The organism is Streptosporangium sp. NPDC023825 (genome assembly GCF_040639575.1).
GTDB lineage: Bacteria > Actinomycetota > Actinomycetes > Streptosporangiales > Streptosporangiaceae > Streptosporangium.
In genome coordinates, this window is record NZ_JBFAAE010000034.1 from 46005 (window position 1) to 60213 (window position 14209).

Here is a 14209-nt window from a genome sequence, read left to right on the forward strand (position 1 = left end):
GGGCGGTGAGAACCGTGGGCGTCGCGGACCCCGCGACCCCCGTGGACCCCGGGGGCGCGTGCCCCCGGCACCGGCCGCGGGAGGCTCGCCGGGACGGCGGGAGGGGGCGGGGGAAGGGCGGTCGGCTGCGCGGGCACGAGCGAAGGATAGCGAGGTGGGAAGATCGCTTCTCACCGCACATCACACTTGACATGGAGGATCACCAACAGACACTCACAGCTGTCACACAGGTCACAGGAACCTTCGAATTTCCTATTTATCGCCGTATCTGCACTTGAGGAGCCGATAGCCTCATTTACCACCCACAAAGACAGGTAAAGACAGAGCGGCACGGAAGGTAAGCGCGGATGCCCACGCCCCGAAAACTGACGCTTCTGGCGGCGGCCCTCGGCCCGGTGTTCCTGATCGCGCTGACACTGCTCGCGAGCACCGGGACCATCTCGGTCACGGCGGCCATCGTGCTCGGCGCGATCGCGACGGTACTCGCCGTCCAGGTGCTGGCGGTCGCGACCGTACGCAGGGTCGACGGCAAGGCCCAGCGGATCGACGCCCGGGTCAAGCGCTACGAGGCGGAGCTGGCCACGGTCAAGACGGCCGCCCAGCGGCTGGACCGGCGGCTGGACGAGATCGTCGAGCTGCTCAAGGATCACGAGCGCAAGCGGGACGAGGACCTGCAGGCGATCCTGGTCTCCCTGGGAGAGGACCGCCTGGCCTCCGTACCCCGGCGCCAGGAGATCGAGGAGATCGTCCACGACCTGCTGCCGCGCCTGGCCGCGGAGGAGAGAGCGGAGGGGAAGGCGTGACCGGAACCGGCTTCGCCATATCCGGCGCCGCCCCGTCCGCCCGCCCTTCCGCCGGCCCGCGCGACGACCGCGCCGGCCGGGACGGGCGGGCCGATCGGGCCGGCCGCGTCGACCGGGGTGAACGGGGTGAGCGGTCCGATCGAGCCGGTCGCGCCGGCCGGGATGAGCGGGATGAGCGGGCCGGCCGGGCCGCTGTCCCGCGCGCCAGGATCAGGCACAACGACTACGGGTCGCTGCTCCCGCCCGACCTGGGCGGATGGGAGCCCCGGCTCAGGGTGAGCGTGGTGATCCCGGCACATGACTGCCAGGAGGCCCTGGAGCGCACGCTCGCCGGGCTGGCCGCGCAGACCTACCCCGCGCACCTCATGGAGGTGGTCGTCGCCGACGACGGCAGTGACCCGCCGCTGCGCGTCCCCGAGATCACCCCGGCCAACACCAGGCTCGTCAGGGTGCCGGACGGCCGATGGGGACGCGGCTGGGCCCGCCAGACCGGCGCCGCCGCGGCGGCGGGCGACGTCCTGCACTGGGTCGACTCCGACATGATCCTCGACAGGGAGCACGTCGAGGCGCACATGCGCTGGCACCATCTCGCCCCCTACGCCGTCGTGATGGGCGACGTCCGCTTCACTCCCTCCGCCCACGACGGAGCCGGGCCCTCCGCCAGGGAGGTCTTCTCCGCGGTGGAGGCCGGGGACGCGGAGAAGCTGTTCGACGAGTCCGCGCCGCACGAGTGGCGGGCCGGGGTGCTGGAGGAGACCCGGTGGCTGCGGGACGCGGGCGCCGGGGCCTACCGGCTCCACTCGGGCGCCACCACCTCGGTCCCCGTGGCGATGCTGCGCTCGGTCGGCGGGGTGAACACCACGCTGAACATGGGTGAGGACACCGATCTCGGCTTCCGCCTCGCGCAGGCGGGCGCGGTCTTCGTCCCCGACCCGCGGGCCCGCGCCTGGCACCTCGGGCCGTCCACGGTCATGATCCGGGAGAAGGAGGTGCACCGGCACAACTGGTCGGTGCTGCCCGACCTCATCCCCGACCTGCGCTGGCTGCGCACCCACCCGCGCAGGGCCTGGCTGGTGCCGTACGTGCACGTCGTCGTCGACGCCCGCGGCGCCTCCTACGAGGACGTACGGGCGAGCGTGGACTCCGCGCTCGCGGGCACCCTCGTCGACGTCGCCGTCACCGTGGTCGGGCCCTGGTCGGAGCTTCCCGCCGGACGCCGCCCCTCCCTCGACGAGCCGCTGCTCGACCTGCGCCTGGTGCGCAACCTGTACGTCCACGAGCCGCGCGTCTCCTTCACCGAGGAGGTGCCCGCGGGCTCGGCTCCCGCGCCGTTCAGGCTCACCTTCCCCGCCGGGTGGGCGCTCGGCGCCGACAGCCTGGCCGAGCTGGTCAAACTCGCCGAACGCGAGGAGTACGGGCTGCTGAGCGCGGCGCTCGACGAGGGGGCCTCCGGGGTCAGGGCGGCCAGGTTCGAGCGCACCGCCGCCTTCGCCAGGGCGGCGCTGGTGAACGACGGACCCGGCGGCGACCCCGGTGCCGACCTCGACGATGCCGTCCACGAGATGTTCGGCTCGCTCTGGGTGAGCGCCGCGGAGGTCGGCGTGACGACCGCCGGCGAGGCGGAGCCCGTCGCCGGGGACACCGCGAAGTGGCGGGCCGACTCCGCGCGCTGGAAGCGCGAGGCGGAGGGCCTGCGAGACGAGGTGGAGAGCCTGCGCGCCGAGACGGAACGGCTGCGGGCGGAGGCCGCGCGCCTGGCGGCCGAGCGGCGGCGCGGCCCGCTGGGGAGGATCACCTCCATGGCCAGGCGTCGGGGGAAGACCGGCTGATGTCCTTTCTGATCGAACTGGTCCGCGCCGCCCTGGAGCGGAGCGGCAAGCGACGCGTCCTCGTCTACTGCGCGGGCTTCGAGACACTCGGCGAGCTGGAGGCGTACGGGGCGATGGACCTCGACGGCGACCTCGACGGTATCCCGCGCGCCGAGGAGGGCGCCGCGGAGATCCTGGTGCTCGCCCGCACGGCGACCGACGTCCGCAGGGCCGCGAGCCTGCAGTCGCTGCTGCCCATGGCCCCCCGGGTCGTCGTCGCCGTGCGGGAGACGCCGCACTGGTACACCGCGCCGGTGATCTCCCCCACCCCCGCCCACCGCTGGCGCGCTCTCGTGGAACTCCGCGTCCACCAGCCGAAACAGCACGCCTGGGTGGTCGAGGCGAGCTTCTCCAAGCCGGTACCGGCGGGACGGACGCTCGCCGCGACCGCCAGGGCGTTCGGCGGGCACCGGATGGACGCCGTCGCCGGGCCCGTCGGCGGTCTGGCCGGGCCCGGCGCGGCCCACTGGCGCCCCGGCGACCCGAACGCGGCCCCGGCCCCCCCGCCCGGGCCCGTCCCCGACAGGTTCGGCGCCCGGGGCGCCGACCTGGTCGTGCGGACGGTCGGCGAGGAGCCGCCGCCGTGGACCGGCGCGGAGACCTCGATCGACCGCCCGGTCGCCGGGCTGATGACCTGGGAGAGGCTCGGCCGTCCCGGTGGCGGCAGGATCCTGGAGAACGGACTGGGCGACCTGTCCGAGCCCTGGACCATCCCCCCCGTCGACGACCGTTCCGTCAACCCCATGAACTTCGTCACCGTGCCGTCCCTCGGCACGGCCGACCTGTCCTCCGAGTCCGGCCGCTGGACGATCACCTGCGAGGGCAGGACGCTCACCTCCTTCGACGCCTCCGGCCGCGTCACGGACGTGGACGTCAACCGGATCAGGCAGGTCAGAGGGGTACGGGTGGACTGGCAGCGCAGCCACACCGGCCCCGCGGCCGCGCTGCGGGTCGTCACGGGGCTGGCGGCGGCCGGGGTTCCCCTTGTCGCCGAGGCCGTGCCGCGCTGGGCGGGCGCCCTCGGCCCCGAGCTGGCCAGGCTGATCACCTCGGTCGACGTGCCCGCGCTCAAGGACGACCTGGAGCGCGAGGAGCACAGCATCCGGCTGCGCCGCGAGGCGCTGCGCCTCCACGGGGTCCGCGCCCGCTGGGAGCAGCTGGGCGCCCCCGTGGCGCCCGTGCCGACGGTCTCGGTGCTGCTCGTCACCCGCCGCCCGGACATGGTGGGCTTCGCGCTGGAGCAGCTGGCCAGGCAGCGCGGCGCCGAGTTCGAGGTGATCCTCGCGCTGCACGGCGTCCCCGCGACGCATCCGGGCGTGGCCGGGGCACTGGCGTCCTTCGAGCGGCCGGTCACCGTGGTCGAGGCAGACGGGCGGACCGTGTTCGGGACCGTGCTGAACCAGGCCGCGGCCAGGGCGTCGGGGTCGTTCCTGCTGAAGATGGACGACGACGACTGGTACGGGCCCGACTTCGTCTCCGATCTGCTGCTGGCCCACTCCTACTCGGGCGCCCAGGTCGTGGGCATGGTCCCCGAGTTCGTCTATCTCGCCTCGATCGGGGTGACCGTCCACCGCGAGCAGATCACCGAGCAGATCACCAACTTCATCGCCGGGGGAACGATCTTCTCCGAACGCTCCGCCTTCGAGGCCGTGGGCGGCTTCCGTCCGATGCCCGGCACGATCGACGCCCAGTTCCAGCACGCCGTGCAGGCCGCGGGCGGGCAGATCTACCGCACCCAGGGCCTGGGCTACATCCTGCGGCGCGGGAACGTCGCCAACCACACCTGGCGCGAGCCGATCGGCACGTTCCTGCGGCGCAACAAGCGCCAGTGGCGCGGTTTCCGGCCCAGCGCGCTCATGGAACTCCCCCGGGAGGCACCGTGAGCACGTCGCGGATCCGCCCTGACGCGCCGTACGTCCCCGGCGCGCCGTACGCGACGCCGGTCCCGGCCGGAGGCGGCGCGAACGTCCCGCCGGCCCCGGCCGGAGGCGGCGCGAACGTCCCGCCGGCCCCGGCCGGAGGCGACGTGGCCGTCCCGCGGATCCCGGGCAACGACTACGGGGTGCTGGCCGCGCCCGCCCTCGGCACGTGGGAGCCGCGCCTGACGGTGAGCGTGGTGATCCCCGCCAAGGGGCGGCAGGACAGGCTCGACCTCACGCTGGCCGCGCTCGCCGCCCAGACCTACCCCTCCCACCTCCTCGAGGTGATCGTCGTGGACGACGGCAGCTCGCCCCCGCTGCGGCTCCCCGAGATCGCCCCGGAACGCACCCGGATCGTCGGCGACGCCTCCGACCGCCGGGGCATCGCCCGGGCGATGGAGACCGGCACGGCCGTCGCGGACGGCCAGGTGATCCACCGGATGGACGCCGACATCGTCTCCTACCGGGAGCACGTCGAGGCGCACATGCGCTGGCACCACCTGGCCGGCTACCTGGTGGTCATGGGGACGCTGCGCTTCACCGCGATGGCCGGCATCCCGCCCTCCCCCGCCGAGGTCCAGATCGCCGTCGCCAAGGACAGGGCGGCTCTCCTCTTCGAGGAGGATCCCGAGCACGGGCACGACTGGATCGGCGAGCTCGTCGCCGCCCACCGCGACTTCCGCGACGCGCCCAGCTCCCTGCTGCACCGCGTCCATGTGGGGGCGACGGTCTCGCTGCCTGCCGCCCTGCTGAGGGAGACGGGAGGGCTGGACACCTCCCTTGCCCTCGGCGAGGACACCGAGCTCGGCTACCGGCTCACCCAGACGGGCGCGGTGTTCGTCCCCGACGCCGAGGCGCTGAGCTGGCACCTGGGCACGACGACGGCCATGCGCAGGCCCGCGGACGTCCGGCGGCACAACGACCCGTTCATCGCCGACCGGATCCCCTACCGTCGCCACCTGCGCACCGACGCCGGCCGGCAGTGGCTGGTCCCCTACGTCGACGTCGTGGTGGACGCCGGGGGCGCCTCCTTCGAGGACGTCAGGGCGAGCGCCGACGGGGCGCTGGCCAGCACCCTGCCCGACGTGCGCGTCACCCTGACCGGGCCGTGGGCGTCACTGGCCGGCGAGCGTCCGGCACCGCTGGACGACCCGCTGCTCGACCTGCGGCTGCTGCGCGGCCAGTACGCCCACGACGGTCGCGTCTCCTTCGCCGAGCGGGTCCCCCCGACCTCGGCGCCCGCGCCGTTCCGCCTGGTCTGCCCGGCCGGGTGGGTACCGGGGGCGGACTCGCTGGCCAGGCTGATCGAGCAGGCGGAGAAGGACGACGAGGGCCTGCTGCTCGTGGCGCTGGACGAGGACGAGTCGGGAGTGCTGGCCGCCCGGCTGGAGCGGACCTCCGCCGTCGCGAGGGCGAGGCGCGTGCTCCGCGAGGGCGAGCGGCTCGACGACGTGATCGCCGACCTGCACGGGGCGACCTGGCTGGACGCGGAGTCGTGGAAGCTGCGGCCCGCGGCCCGCGCCTACCCCTCCTGGGCCGCGAACCGCAACCGGGAGGCCGCGCACTGGAAGGCCGCGGCCGAGTCGCGCGCGAGGGAGGCCGAGCGGGCCCAGCGGCAGGTCGCCGCCCTCAAGGCCGAGCTGAAGGAGCTGCGGGCCAAGGCGGCCAAGGGCAGCCGCGACACCGTCAGGTGGAAGGAGAAGGCCGAGCAGCGCCGCCTGGAGGCCGTCGCCCTGCGCCAGGCCCAGCAGCGCTCCCTGCTCGCCCGCGCCGCACGCCGCCTCCGCAGGCTCACCGAGGGTTCCTGACGCCCTGCCGCCATGCCCTGCCGCCACGCCCTGCCGCCGATGACGCCCCGGACACCGGGCGTTCTCGGCGGCCCGGTCACTCCTGCCTGGGCAGGGGGCGGTATCGGGCGCCGACGGCGCTCTGCAGGGTCCGCACGACCGTGCCGTGGGACTTGCGGCTCGCCAGCCAGTCGAGGAACTGGCCCAGGAGCTCGGGAGTCGTCGAGTAGAGGCCGCAGTCGTCGCAGACGCGGTGGAACACCATCGGGACCAGCCCGCCACCGCCCTTCTCGGCGTTGAGGACCTGCTGCCTCATGTGCCGCAGCAGGGTGTCCTCGCGGACGGAGCCCGGCGTGCGGATGTCGTAGCGGTTCTTCGGACGGAGAGTCTCACCGGCCGGGCAACCGGGGCACCCCCACTCCTTGAGCCCGCCGACCCCGCGGGCCGCGTCGTAACCGCACCGCCGTGCCACCGCCATGGCGTCGGAGTCGACCGCGCCGAACGGGTAGGCGAGGGTGGTGGGCCGATACCCCCACGCCACCAGCGTCCTGCGGTCGTCGCAGATCTGGCCCTCCTGCTCGCTGCGGGTCAGCTCGGTGAGACGTACGTGGGTCAGCGTGTGACCGCCGATCTCGTGACCCTTCCTGGCGATCCCGGCGAGCTCGCGGCGGGTCAGTTTCTGCTCACCGCCGACGGTCTCGGTGTTGACGTAGAACGTTCCACGCATGCCGCGTTTCTCCAGCATGCGAGCCACGGCGGGGTGGGAGGAGTCACCGTCGTCGAAGGTGAGCGCGACGACCGTCCTGACCTTCTTCGCGGGCCGTTCGGCCGCCGCGTGGGCCGCCGGGCCCAGCGCCGCCACGACGGTCAGCGCCGTGGCGAACGCCGCCGCCCGGCGAAAGACCTTCCCGGTGAGCCCTCTTTCGCGGAACGGCAAATAAAGCATGAAAGCACCTTATAAGCCGATAGAGGTCGCCAAATAATCTGTTACCAAATGCCCAGGAACCCGATGCCGAGCCGGCATGGCGCGATCGCCGCGAGGGCCGGGACCGGGTCCCCAGGCAGCGCCGGTGACGGCGGGACGCGCCCGTGCCGGTTCGGCGCGGGCCCAGTGCGCCGGCGCCGAACCGGCGCGGGCCAAGCAGGCCAACGGGCCGAGCAGACCGACAGGCCAAACAGGCCAACGGGCCGAGCAGACCGACAGGCCGAACAGGCCGACGCCGAATCAGCGCGGGCCGGGCGGGCCGGCCACCGCGGCCCGGCCCGGCCGCTCTAGTGGGTGTCCTCGCCCTCGACGCGCATGACGCTCACCACGTCGCGGACGATGTCCAGCTCGCGCAGGCCCTCGATCGTGGCGGAGAGCGCGGCGTCGCTGGCCCGGTGGGTGACCAGCACCAGCTGGGCGTCCGCGCCGTGCCCCTCCTGCCGGACGGTCTGGATGGAGACGTCCTGCTTGGCGAACATGTCGGCGACCCTGGCGAGCACGCCGGGCTTGTCGGCGACGTCCAGGGAGACGTGGTAGCGGGTGACGGTCTCGCCCATCGGGTGCACGACCAGGTCGGCGTACGTGGACTCCTCCGGCCCCCGGGTGCCGGCCAGCACGTTGCGCGCCACGGCCACGATGTCGCCCAGCACGGCGCTCGCGGTCGGGGCGCCGCCCGCGCCCGCGCCGTAGAACATGAGCTGCCCGGCGGAGCGCGCCTCGACGAACACCGCGTTGTAGGCCTCGCGGACCCCGGCCAGCGGGTGCGTCCTGGGGATCATGGCCGGGTGCACCCGTACGCCGAAGGACCTGCCGTCGTCGGAACGGGCGCAGATCGCGAGCAGCTTGATGACGTATCCCATGGCCTTGGCGCTGGCCACGTCCGTCGCGGTGATCTCGGTGATGCCCTCGCGGTGCACGTCGGCGGCCGTCACCCGGCTGTGGAAGGCGATCCCGGCGAGGATCGCGGCCTTGGCCGCGGCGTCGAAGCCCTCCACGTCGGCGGTGGGGTCGGCCTCGGCGTAGCCCAGCGCCTGCGCCTCCCCGAGCGCGTCGGAGAACGAGGCCCCGCTGGAGTCCATCTGGTCGAGGATGTAGTTGGTGGTGCCGTTGACGATGCCGAGCACCCGGTGCACGTGATCTCCGGCGAGCGACTCGCGCAGCGGCCTGATCAGCGGGATGGCGCCCGCGACGGCCGCCTCGAAGTAGAGGTCGGCGTCGCCGGCCCTGGCCGCGGCGTGGACGGTCGCGCCGTCCTCGGCGAGCAGCGCCTTGTTGGCCGTGACGACCGACTTGCCGTTGTTCAGCGCGGCCAGGATGAGCGACCTGGCGGGCTCGATGCCGCCGATCACCTCGACGACGATGTCGATGTCGTCCCGGGTGACCAGGGCCTCGGCGTCCGTGGTGAGCAGGGCGGGGTCCACGTCGGCGTCCCGCCTGCGGCCCAGGCGCCGCACGGCGACCCCGGCGAGCTCCAGCGGCGCCCCGATGCGGGCGGCGAGGTCGTCGGCCTGCTCGTGCATGAGCCTGACCACCTGGGAGCCGACGACGCCGCATCCCAGCAGTGCCACTTTCAGTGCCATGCGGTCACGCCCCCTTGTCGCTCACACTGTGGACGGGTTTCTCCGCCTTACGGGCTTTCCCCGCCGCTCCGGGTCGTTTCACAGCTGTCCTCTCAGGAGGTCGTCCTCGGTCTCCCGGCGGACGATCACGCGGGACACCCCGTCCTTGACCGCGACCACGGCGGGCTTGGGGAGGTAGTTGTAGTTGTTGGCGAGCGAGCGGCAGTATGCGCCGGTGCCCGCGACGGCGATCAGGTCGCCGGTGGCCAGGTCGGCGGGGAACCACAGGTCGCGCACCACCATGTCGCCGCTCTCGCAGTGCTTGCCGACCAGGCGGGAGAGCATCGGCCTCGCGGCGCTCTCGCGGGAGGCCAGGCGCGCGGTGTAGTCGGCCCCGTACAGGGCGGTGCGGATGTTGTCGCTCATGCCGCCGTCGACGCTGACGTAGGTGCGCAGGCCCTCGACGTCCTTGATCGTGCCGACCTCGTAGAGGGTCACCCCGGCCAGCCCGGCGATGGCCCTGCCCGGCTCGACGGTGAGCTTGGGCACCGGCAGGCCGGCGCCCCTGGCCACCTTGCTGACGATCTCCCGCAGGTTGTCGGCGATCTCCTTGACGTCGGGCGCGGTGTCGCCCTCGACGTAGGGGATGCCGTAGCCGCCGCCGAGGTCCAGCTCGGGCAGCACGACGTCGTGCTCGTCCTTGATCTTGACCAGGAGGGTGGCCAGACGGGCCGCGGCCACCTCGAACCCGGCGGTGTCGGTGATCTGGGAGCCGATGTGGGAGTGCAGGCCGACGAGCTCCAGCTGGGGCAGGGCGAGGATCCGCCTGGCCGCCTCCGCCGCCGCGCCGCTGCTCAGCGAGAAGCCGAACTTCTGGTCGTCGTGGGCGGTCGCGATGAACTCGTGGGTGTGGGCCTCGACGCCCACGGTGACACGGATCATCACCTTGGGACGCCTGCCGTGCTTGTCGGCGAGGAAGCCCAGGCGGGCGATCTCCTCGAAGGAGTCGGCCACGATGTGCCCGACCCCGACCTCGACGGCCTTCTCCAGCTCGGCGAGCGACTTGTTGTTGCCGTGCATGGTGATCCGCTCGGGCGGGAACCCGACGCTGAGCGCGACGGCGAGCTCGCCGGCGCTGCAGACGTCGAGGCCGAGGCCCTCCTGCATGATCCAGCGGGCGACCTCGCGGCACAGGAACGCCTTGCCCGCGTAGTGGACCTCGCCCCCGGAGAACGCGCTCGCGTAGTCGCGGCAGCGGGAGCGGAAGTCTTCCTCGTCCACCACGTAGAGCGGGGTGCCGTACTCCTCGACGAGGTCCCTGACATCCGCGCCGCCGATCGTGATCGAGCCGCCGGCGCGGCTCGACGTTCGCGGCCAGATGGTGGGGTCGAGCGTGTTCAGATCGGCAGGTGCGTGCGGAGGGCGCTCCTCGGGCAGCACTTCTGCATGCCGGTCACCGGCGGGGTGGGCGAATCGACTCACCCGATCGAGGCTATCGGACCCGGTGATCCCCCTGAGACGATTGCCCACCTATCGAGACGCGATCCACCTCGAACACGCGAACTTTTTACGTTATGCGCCACTTTGACGACATATTTTAACGTCGTACGACGACACGATCTTCTGGAGAGACCGGAGCGAGCCCGTTCCGGGAGACCCGGGCGAGTTCAGGAGACCGACTCGGCGGGAGCCGCCCAGGTGTTGCAGGACCCCACGGTGCCGCCCTCCTGGCCGCGCCGCATCCACTCGGCGCTGCTGGCCCCCGAGCCGTGCGACTGCCGGTAGCCTGCCTCGACGCCCTCGTCGGCGCCGGAACCGCGCCCGGCGAGACGGCGCAGGCTCTCCAGCCGGCGCGGCGCGGCGGCACGCAGCGTCACCGCGGCCAGGCAGTCCGCCTGCAGTTCGAGCCGCCGCGACCACGCCTCGTCGAAGGCCTCCGAGCCTCTGCGGTCGGCGATCCCGCTGACCTCCTGGACGTGGTGGGCGTACTCGTGCGCGAGCGTGAACATCATCGGGAAGGCCCGCTCACCCTCGACCAGCACGTTGACGACGTGCGGCTCGGGACAGTAGATCCCGGCCCAGTCGTAGTCGTCGATCCCGCACGCGGCCTCCTCGGGGGCGTCGACCAGCCGCACCTCCTCCGGCGGCTCGTAGTCGATGCCCGCCCGTGCCAGGGTGTCCGCCCACATCCGGTCCAGGCACCCGCCGAGGGCCTCCAGCGACATCCTGACGTCGGCGTCGAGGTCCCGGGGAAGGGCGCCGCAACGGCCGTCGACCGGCCGGGTCTCCTGGTAGAGGCGGTGCGTCGCCGCGGCCGAGCGGGACGAGCCCGGGGCGGTCCCGAGGAGTTCCCTGAGGTCTCCGCCGAGATAGGCGAGCCCGCCGAGGATGACGGCGAAGGCGAGCAGGGTCGGCAGCACCCGCCGGACCATCCCGGATCGGCGCGGCTCGCGCGCCTCCCAGTCCCGGGGCCCGGCCATTCACCTCTCCCCTGATCTTTTTAAGCTTCTTTGGGAGGGTCTATCACAATCTGTCGGGCGCCGTCTCGCCAAGTGCCGCCAGCGCCTCGGCCAGCACGTCCCGCACGGCCCGCGCCAGGCGCACCCGGGCGGCGTGGAGCTCCGACGGCTCCTCGTCCCCCGAGGGAAGCGCGGCGGCCCCCTCGAACGCGTCGTGGTAGGCCAGGGCCAGCTGCTCGGCGTAGGCGGCCCACCCGGGATCCCGGCTCACCCGCCTGCCGTGCACCTCGGCCAGCAGCCTGAGCACCGCCCGGTCCTCGCGGCCCTCCAGCAGCTCGGGCCTGAAATCCCCGCCGACGCCGAGTTCCGCGGCCCAGCGCTGTACGGCGACCGCCCGCGCGTGCGCGTACCCGACGACGAACCCGGGGTTGGCCCACGTCCTGGGCAGGTCCTCCCACGGGGACCCGGCCGCGCGCGTGCCCCTGCCCGTGACCCCGGCCCCGCCCGTGATCCCGCCCGTGGCGGCGGGCGCGCCCGCGCCGATCTCCGTGACCAGCTCGCCGGGCACCGCCACCACGATCTCCAGGAAACCGCCGGGCCGCACCCGGACGTCCGCGATCCCCGGCAGCGCGCGGAGCCGGCCGGCCGTCTCCTCGGGGTCCTCGCCCCGGCGCAGCGCGGCCGGGGAGACGTAGAGCGCCTCCCCGGCCCACGTCCCCCTGGGGATCGGTGGCAGGCCGAGGACCTCGCCGAGCGCGCCGGGCGTCATCCCGGCAGCCTAACGACCCCCGGAATCCCGGCGGCCCGACGGCCCCCCGGACGATCCGACGCCCCCGGACGGCCCGCGCTCGGGCCGGGGCGTGCGGACCGGCCGGGCCGTCCGCCGCCGCGGCGGCGAACGCCTACCCGGGGACCCGCTCAGACCAGGGCGTGCGGGTCGGCCGGGCCGTAGTCGACGAGCTGGGCCGAGCCGAGCAGCCAGCGGTCACGGTCGCGGAGGCAGACGTACCCGAAGCGGTCGGCGGAGAAGACCTTGATCCCGTCCGCGCGGCACTGGCGCATCAGTACCTCGGCCCAGTTGTCCGAGACGTCGGCGAAGCCGATGCCCCGCAGGACCGCGCGGCGGGCCAGCAGGGTGGCCCCCGCCACGTCGGGCAGGTAGGAGTACTCCGCCGAGGGCTGGCGCAGCACCGTCGCCGCGACGTCGCGCAGGTGGGCGTAGTAGGCCGCCTTGCCCACGATGTCGGCTCCTGCGAACAGGAAGGCCCGGCTGAGATCGGTCAGGTAGTGCTCGCCGTACCGGTCGCGGGCGTCCATCACCGCCACCAGGTCGCCCTGGCACAGGTCGAGGGCGCGGTTGAGCAGGCCGCCCGTGGTCAGCTCGGTGTCGGAGCGGCGCACCGCGACGTCCACCCCGTCGGGCATCGCCTCGCGGGCCCGGCCGACGGCGTCCGGGGCGTCCGACAGCAGCACCAGCTGGACGACGCCCTTCTGCGGCGCGACCTGGGCCAGCGCGTAGTCGAGGTCGCCCCGGTCGATCATGATCACCGAGATGTCGAGGGTGGCCCTGCCGCTGGGCAGGCCGATCGCGTCCAGCAGGTCGTCGACCTTGTCGGTCATCGTGCCCGAGGCGTACGCCTGGCGGAGCGCCAGGTGGGCGCGGCGCGGGTCGGGCTCGGTGCCGATGGGGGTGCCGCAGGCGGCCAGCTCGGCCATCCGCCAGGGCTCCGTGCCCGGCGGGCAGTCGACCGCGACGGGCCAGCGGTAGGAGGTGAGCACGTCCGGGTACGACAGGTGCCCGGGAAGCAGCTCCTCCAGCGAGAGCACCCGCCCGAACCGGTCCCCGGCCAGCGGCAGCGGGTTGTGCACGCGCGGCTGGACGGCGAAGGGCAGGATTCCCAGCGACGGCGTCCGGCGCCCCTGCTCGGGCTCCTGGGCCGCCAGCGCGGCGCCCCACGGCCCCACGGACCTGGGCAGCGCGGTCACCACGTGCTCGAACAACCTGGCCGCGGCGACGAACTCGCCGGGCTCGCCCTCGGTGTGCCAGAAGACCGTGCGGATGCCCCGCTCCGCGCACCAGGCCAGCAGGGACCGCAGCCCCTGGTCGGGACTGCGCAGCTCCGCGGCCCACGGCCCCTCGGTCACCGACTCGACCAGCAGCAGGTGCGGGACCTCGGCGGCCAGCACCCGGGCGAAGTCCCTCGGCGTGAAGCCGGTGGTCTGGCGCCACTCGTAGCGCAGCAGCGCCTCGCCGTGCGGCGCGGCGATCACGGCCGCGGTCAGGTGCGGGCGGGTGTTCGGGCCGGTCGGCACGCGGTACGGCTTGAGCTTCACCGACCTGCCGCCGACGGTCCTGACGGAGCTGGTGGCCTGGAAGGACGCCCCGGGGGCGGGCGCCTTCTCGCCCGCCTTGCGCGGCACCGGCTGGCGCTTGGGGGCGGTCGGGCGCTTGGCCGGCTTGGCCGCCCCGCGCAGGCCGCGCGCCAGCCGCACCGGGTTGCTCTTGCCCGTCTTGATCGCGTCACCCAGCCGCGACCAGCGGGCCACCTGCACCGAGGAGAGCTTCCACCTGGCCACCTCGGCCTGGTAGCGCTGCTCCGCCAAGTCCTTGCGGAGCTTCTCCTCGGCCGCGTTCGCGGCCTCCAGCCGCTCCTCGGTCTCGCTCAGGAGTTCCTTCACCCCGCGCAGTTCCTCGGCCGCACGCTCCGCATCGGCGATCTTTGCCTGTGCCGCGTCAAGCAGGCGGGCCAGCTCGGAGGCCCTCTCCGCGTGCGCCACCGCCTCCCGCAACGCCTGTCGTGTGCTTTCGAGTTGCTCGCCCGCCACGCC

10 protein-coding genes are annotated in these 14209 nt (G+C 73.6%); 4 read left to right on the forward strand and 6 right to left on the reverse strand.

Annotated features, from left to right (window positions below; translation table 11 throughout):
* Positions 1–347: 347 nt before the first annotated feature.
* Genes AB0G15_RS26505 through AB0G15_RS26520 form a run of 4 tightly spaced genes read left to right on the forward strand, consistent with a single transcriptional unit; the run spans position 348 to position 6398 of the window.
* Positions 348–803 carry a hypothetical protein gene (locus AB0G15_RS26505; RefSeq protein ID WP_362844801.1) on the forward strand — a complete coding sequence of 152 codons (456 nt, stop codon included), beginning with the start codon at positions 348–350 and terminating at the stop codon, positions 801–803.
* Positions 800–2632 carry a glycosyltransferase gene (locus AB0G15_RS26510; RefSeq protein WP_362844804.1) on the forward strand — a complete coding sequence of 611 codons (1833 nt, stop codon included), beginning with the start codon at positions 800–802 and terminating at the stop codon, positions 2630–2632. The genes AB0G15_RS26505 and AB0G15_RS26510 overlap by 4 nt, the downstream gene beginning before the upstream one ends.
* Positions 2632–4554: a glycosyltransferase gene (locus AB0G15_RS26515; protein ID WP_362844807.1), complete on the forward strand. Its 1923-nt coding sequence runs from the start codon at positions 2632–2634 to the stop codon at positions 4552–4554. The genes AB0G15_RS26510 and AB0G15_RS26515 overlap by 1 nt, the downstream gene beginning before the upstream one ends.
* Positions 4551–6398, forward strand: coding sequence for a glycosyltransferase (locus AB0G15_RS26520; RefSeq protein WP_362844810.1), 1848 nt, complete (start codon positions 4551–4553; stop codon positions 6396–6398). The genes AB0G15_RS26515 and AB0G15_RS26520 overlap by 4 nt, the downstream gene beginning before the upstream one ends.
* Positions 6399–6474: 76 nt before the next feature.
* Here AB0G15_RS26520 and AB0G15_RS26525 read toward each other — a convergent pair whose 3' ends face one another.
* The 6 genes from AB0G15_RS26525 to AB0G15_RS26550 all read right to left on the reverse strand — a co-directional run bounded on the left by AB0G15_RS26525 (position 6475) and on the right by AB0G15_RS26550 (position 14206).
* Positions 6475–7323: a polysaccharide deacetylase family protein gene (locus tag AB0G15_RS26525; protein WP_362844812.1), complete on the reverse strand. Its 849-nt coding sequence runs from the start codon at positions 7321–7323 to the stop codon at positions 6475–6477.
* 326 nt (positions 7324–7649) lie between these two features.
* Positions 7650–8942: a homoserine dehydrogenase gene (locus AB0G15_RS26530; protein ID WP_362844814.1), complete on the reverse strand. Its 1293-nt coding sequence runs from the start codon at positions 8940–8942 to the stop codon at positions 7650–7652.
* A gap of 78 nt (positions 8943–9020) precedes the next feature.
* Positions 9021–10403, reverse strand: coding sequence for a diaminopimelate decarboxylase (lysA, locus tag AB0G15_RS26535; protein WP_362844817.1), 1383 nt, complete (start codon positions 10401–10403; stop codon positions 9021–9023).
* Between the two features lie 185 nt (positions 10404–10588).
* Positions 10589–11401 (reverse strand): neutral zinc metallopeptidase, encoded by an 813-nt coding sequence (locus AB0G15_RS26540; RefSeq protein ID WP_362844820.1) that lies wholly within the window; start codon positions 11399–11401, stop codon positions 10589–10591.
* 43 nt (positions 11402–11444) lie between these two features.
* Positions 11445–12149 carry a DALR anticodon-binding domain-containing protein gene (locus AB0G15_RS26545; protein WP_362844823.1) on the reverse strand — a complete coding sequence of 235 codons (705 nt, stop codon included), beginning with the start codon at positions 12147–12149 and terminating at the stop codon, positions 11445–11447.
* Between the two features lie 149 nt (positions 12150–12298).
* Positions 12299–14206 carry a hypothetical protein gene (locus AB0G15_RS26550; protein WP_362844826.1) on the reverse strand — a complete coding sequence of 636 codons (1908 nt, stop codon included), beginning with the start codon at positions 14204–14206 and terminating at the stop codon, positions 12299–12301.
* Between the last annotated feature and the right edge of the window lie 3 nt (positions 14207–14209).

Excerpts from the sequence above, each read along its gene's own strand:
- AB0G15_RS26540 (WP_362844820.1), bottom strand. The coding sequence starts at position 11,401 with ATGGCCGGGCCCCGGGACTGGGAGGCGCGCGAGCCGCGCCGATCCGGG.
- AB0G15_RS26505 (WP_362844801.1), top strand. The coding sequence starts at position 348 with ATGCCCACGCCCCGAAAACTGACGCTTCTGGCGGCGGCCCTCGGCCCG.
- AB0G15_RS26530 (WP_362844814.1), bottom strand. The coding sequence starts at position 8,942 with ATGGCACTGAAAGTGGCACTGCTGGGATGCGGCGTCGTCGGCTCCCAG.
- AB0G15_RS26545 (WP_362844823.1), bottom strand. The coding sequence starts at position 12,149 with ATGACGCCCGGCGCGCTCGGCGAGGTCCTCGGCCTGCCACCGATCCCC.
- AB0G15_RS26515 (WP_362844807.1), top strand. The coding sequence starts at position 2,632 with ATGTCCTTTCTGATCGAACTGGTCCGCGCCGCCCTGGAGCGGAGCGGC.
- AB0G15_RS26525 (WP_362844812.1), bottom strand. The coding sequence starts at position 7,323 with ATGCTTTATTTGCCGTTCCGCGAAAGAGGGCTCACCGGGAAGGTCTTT.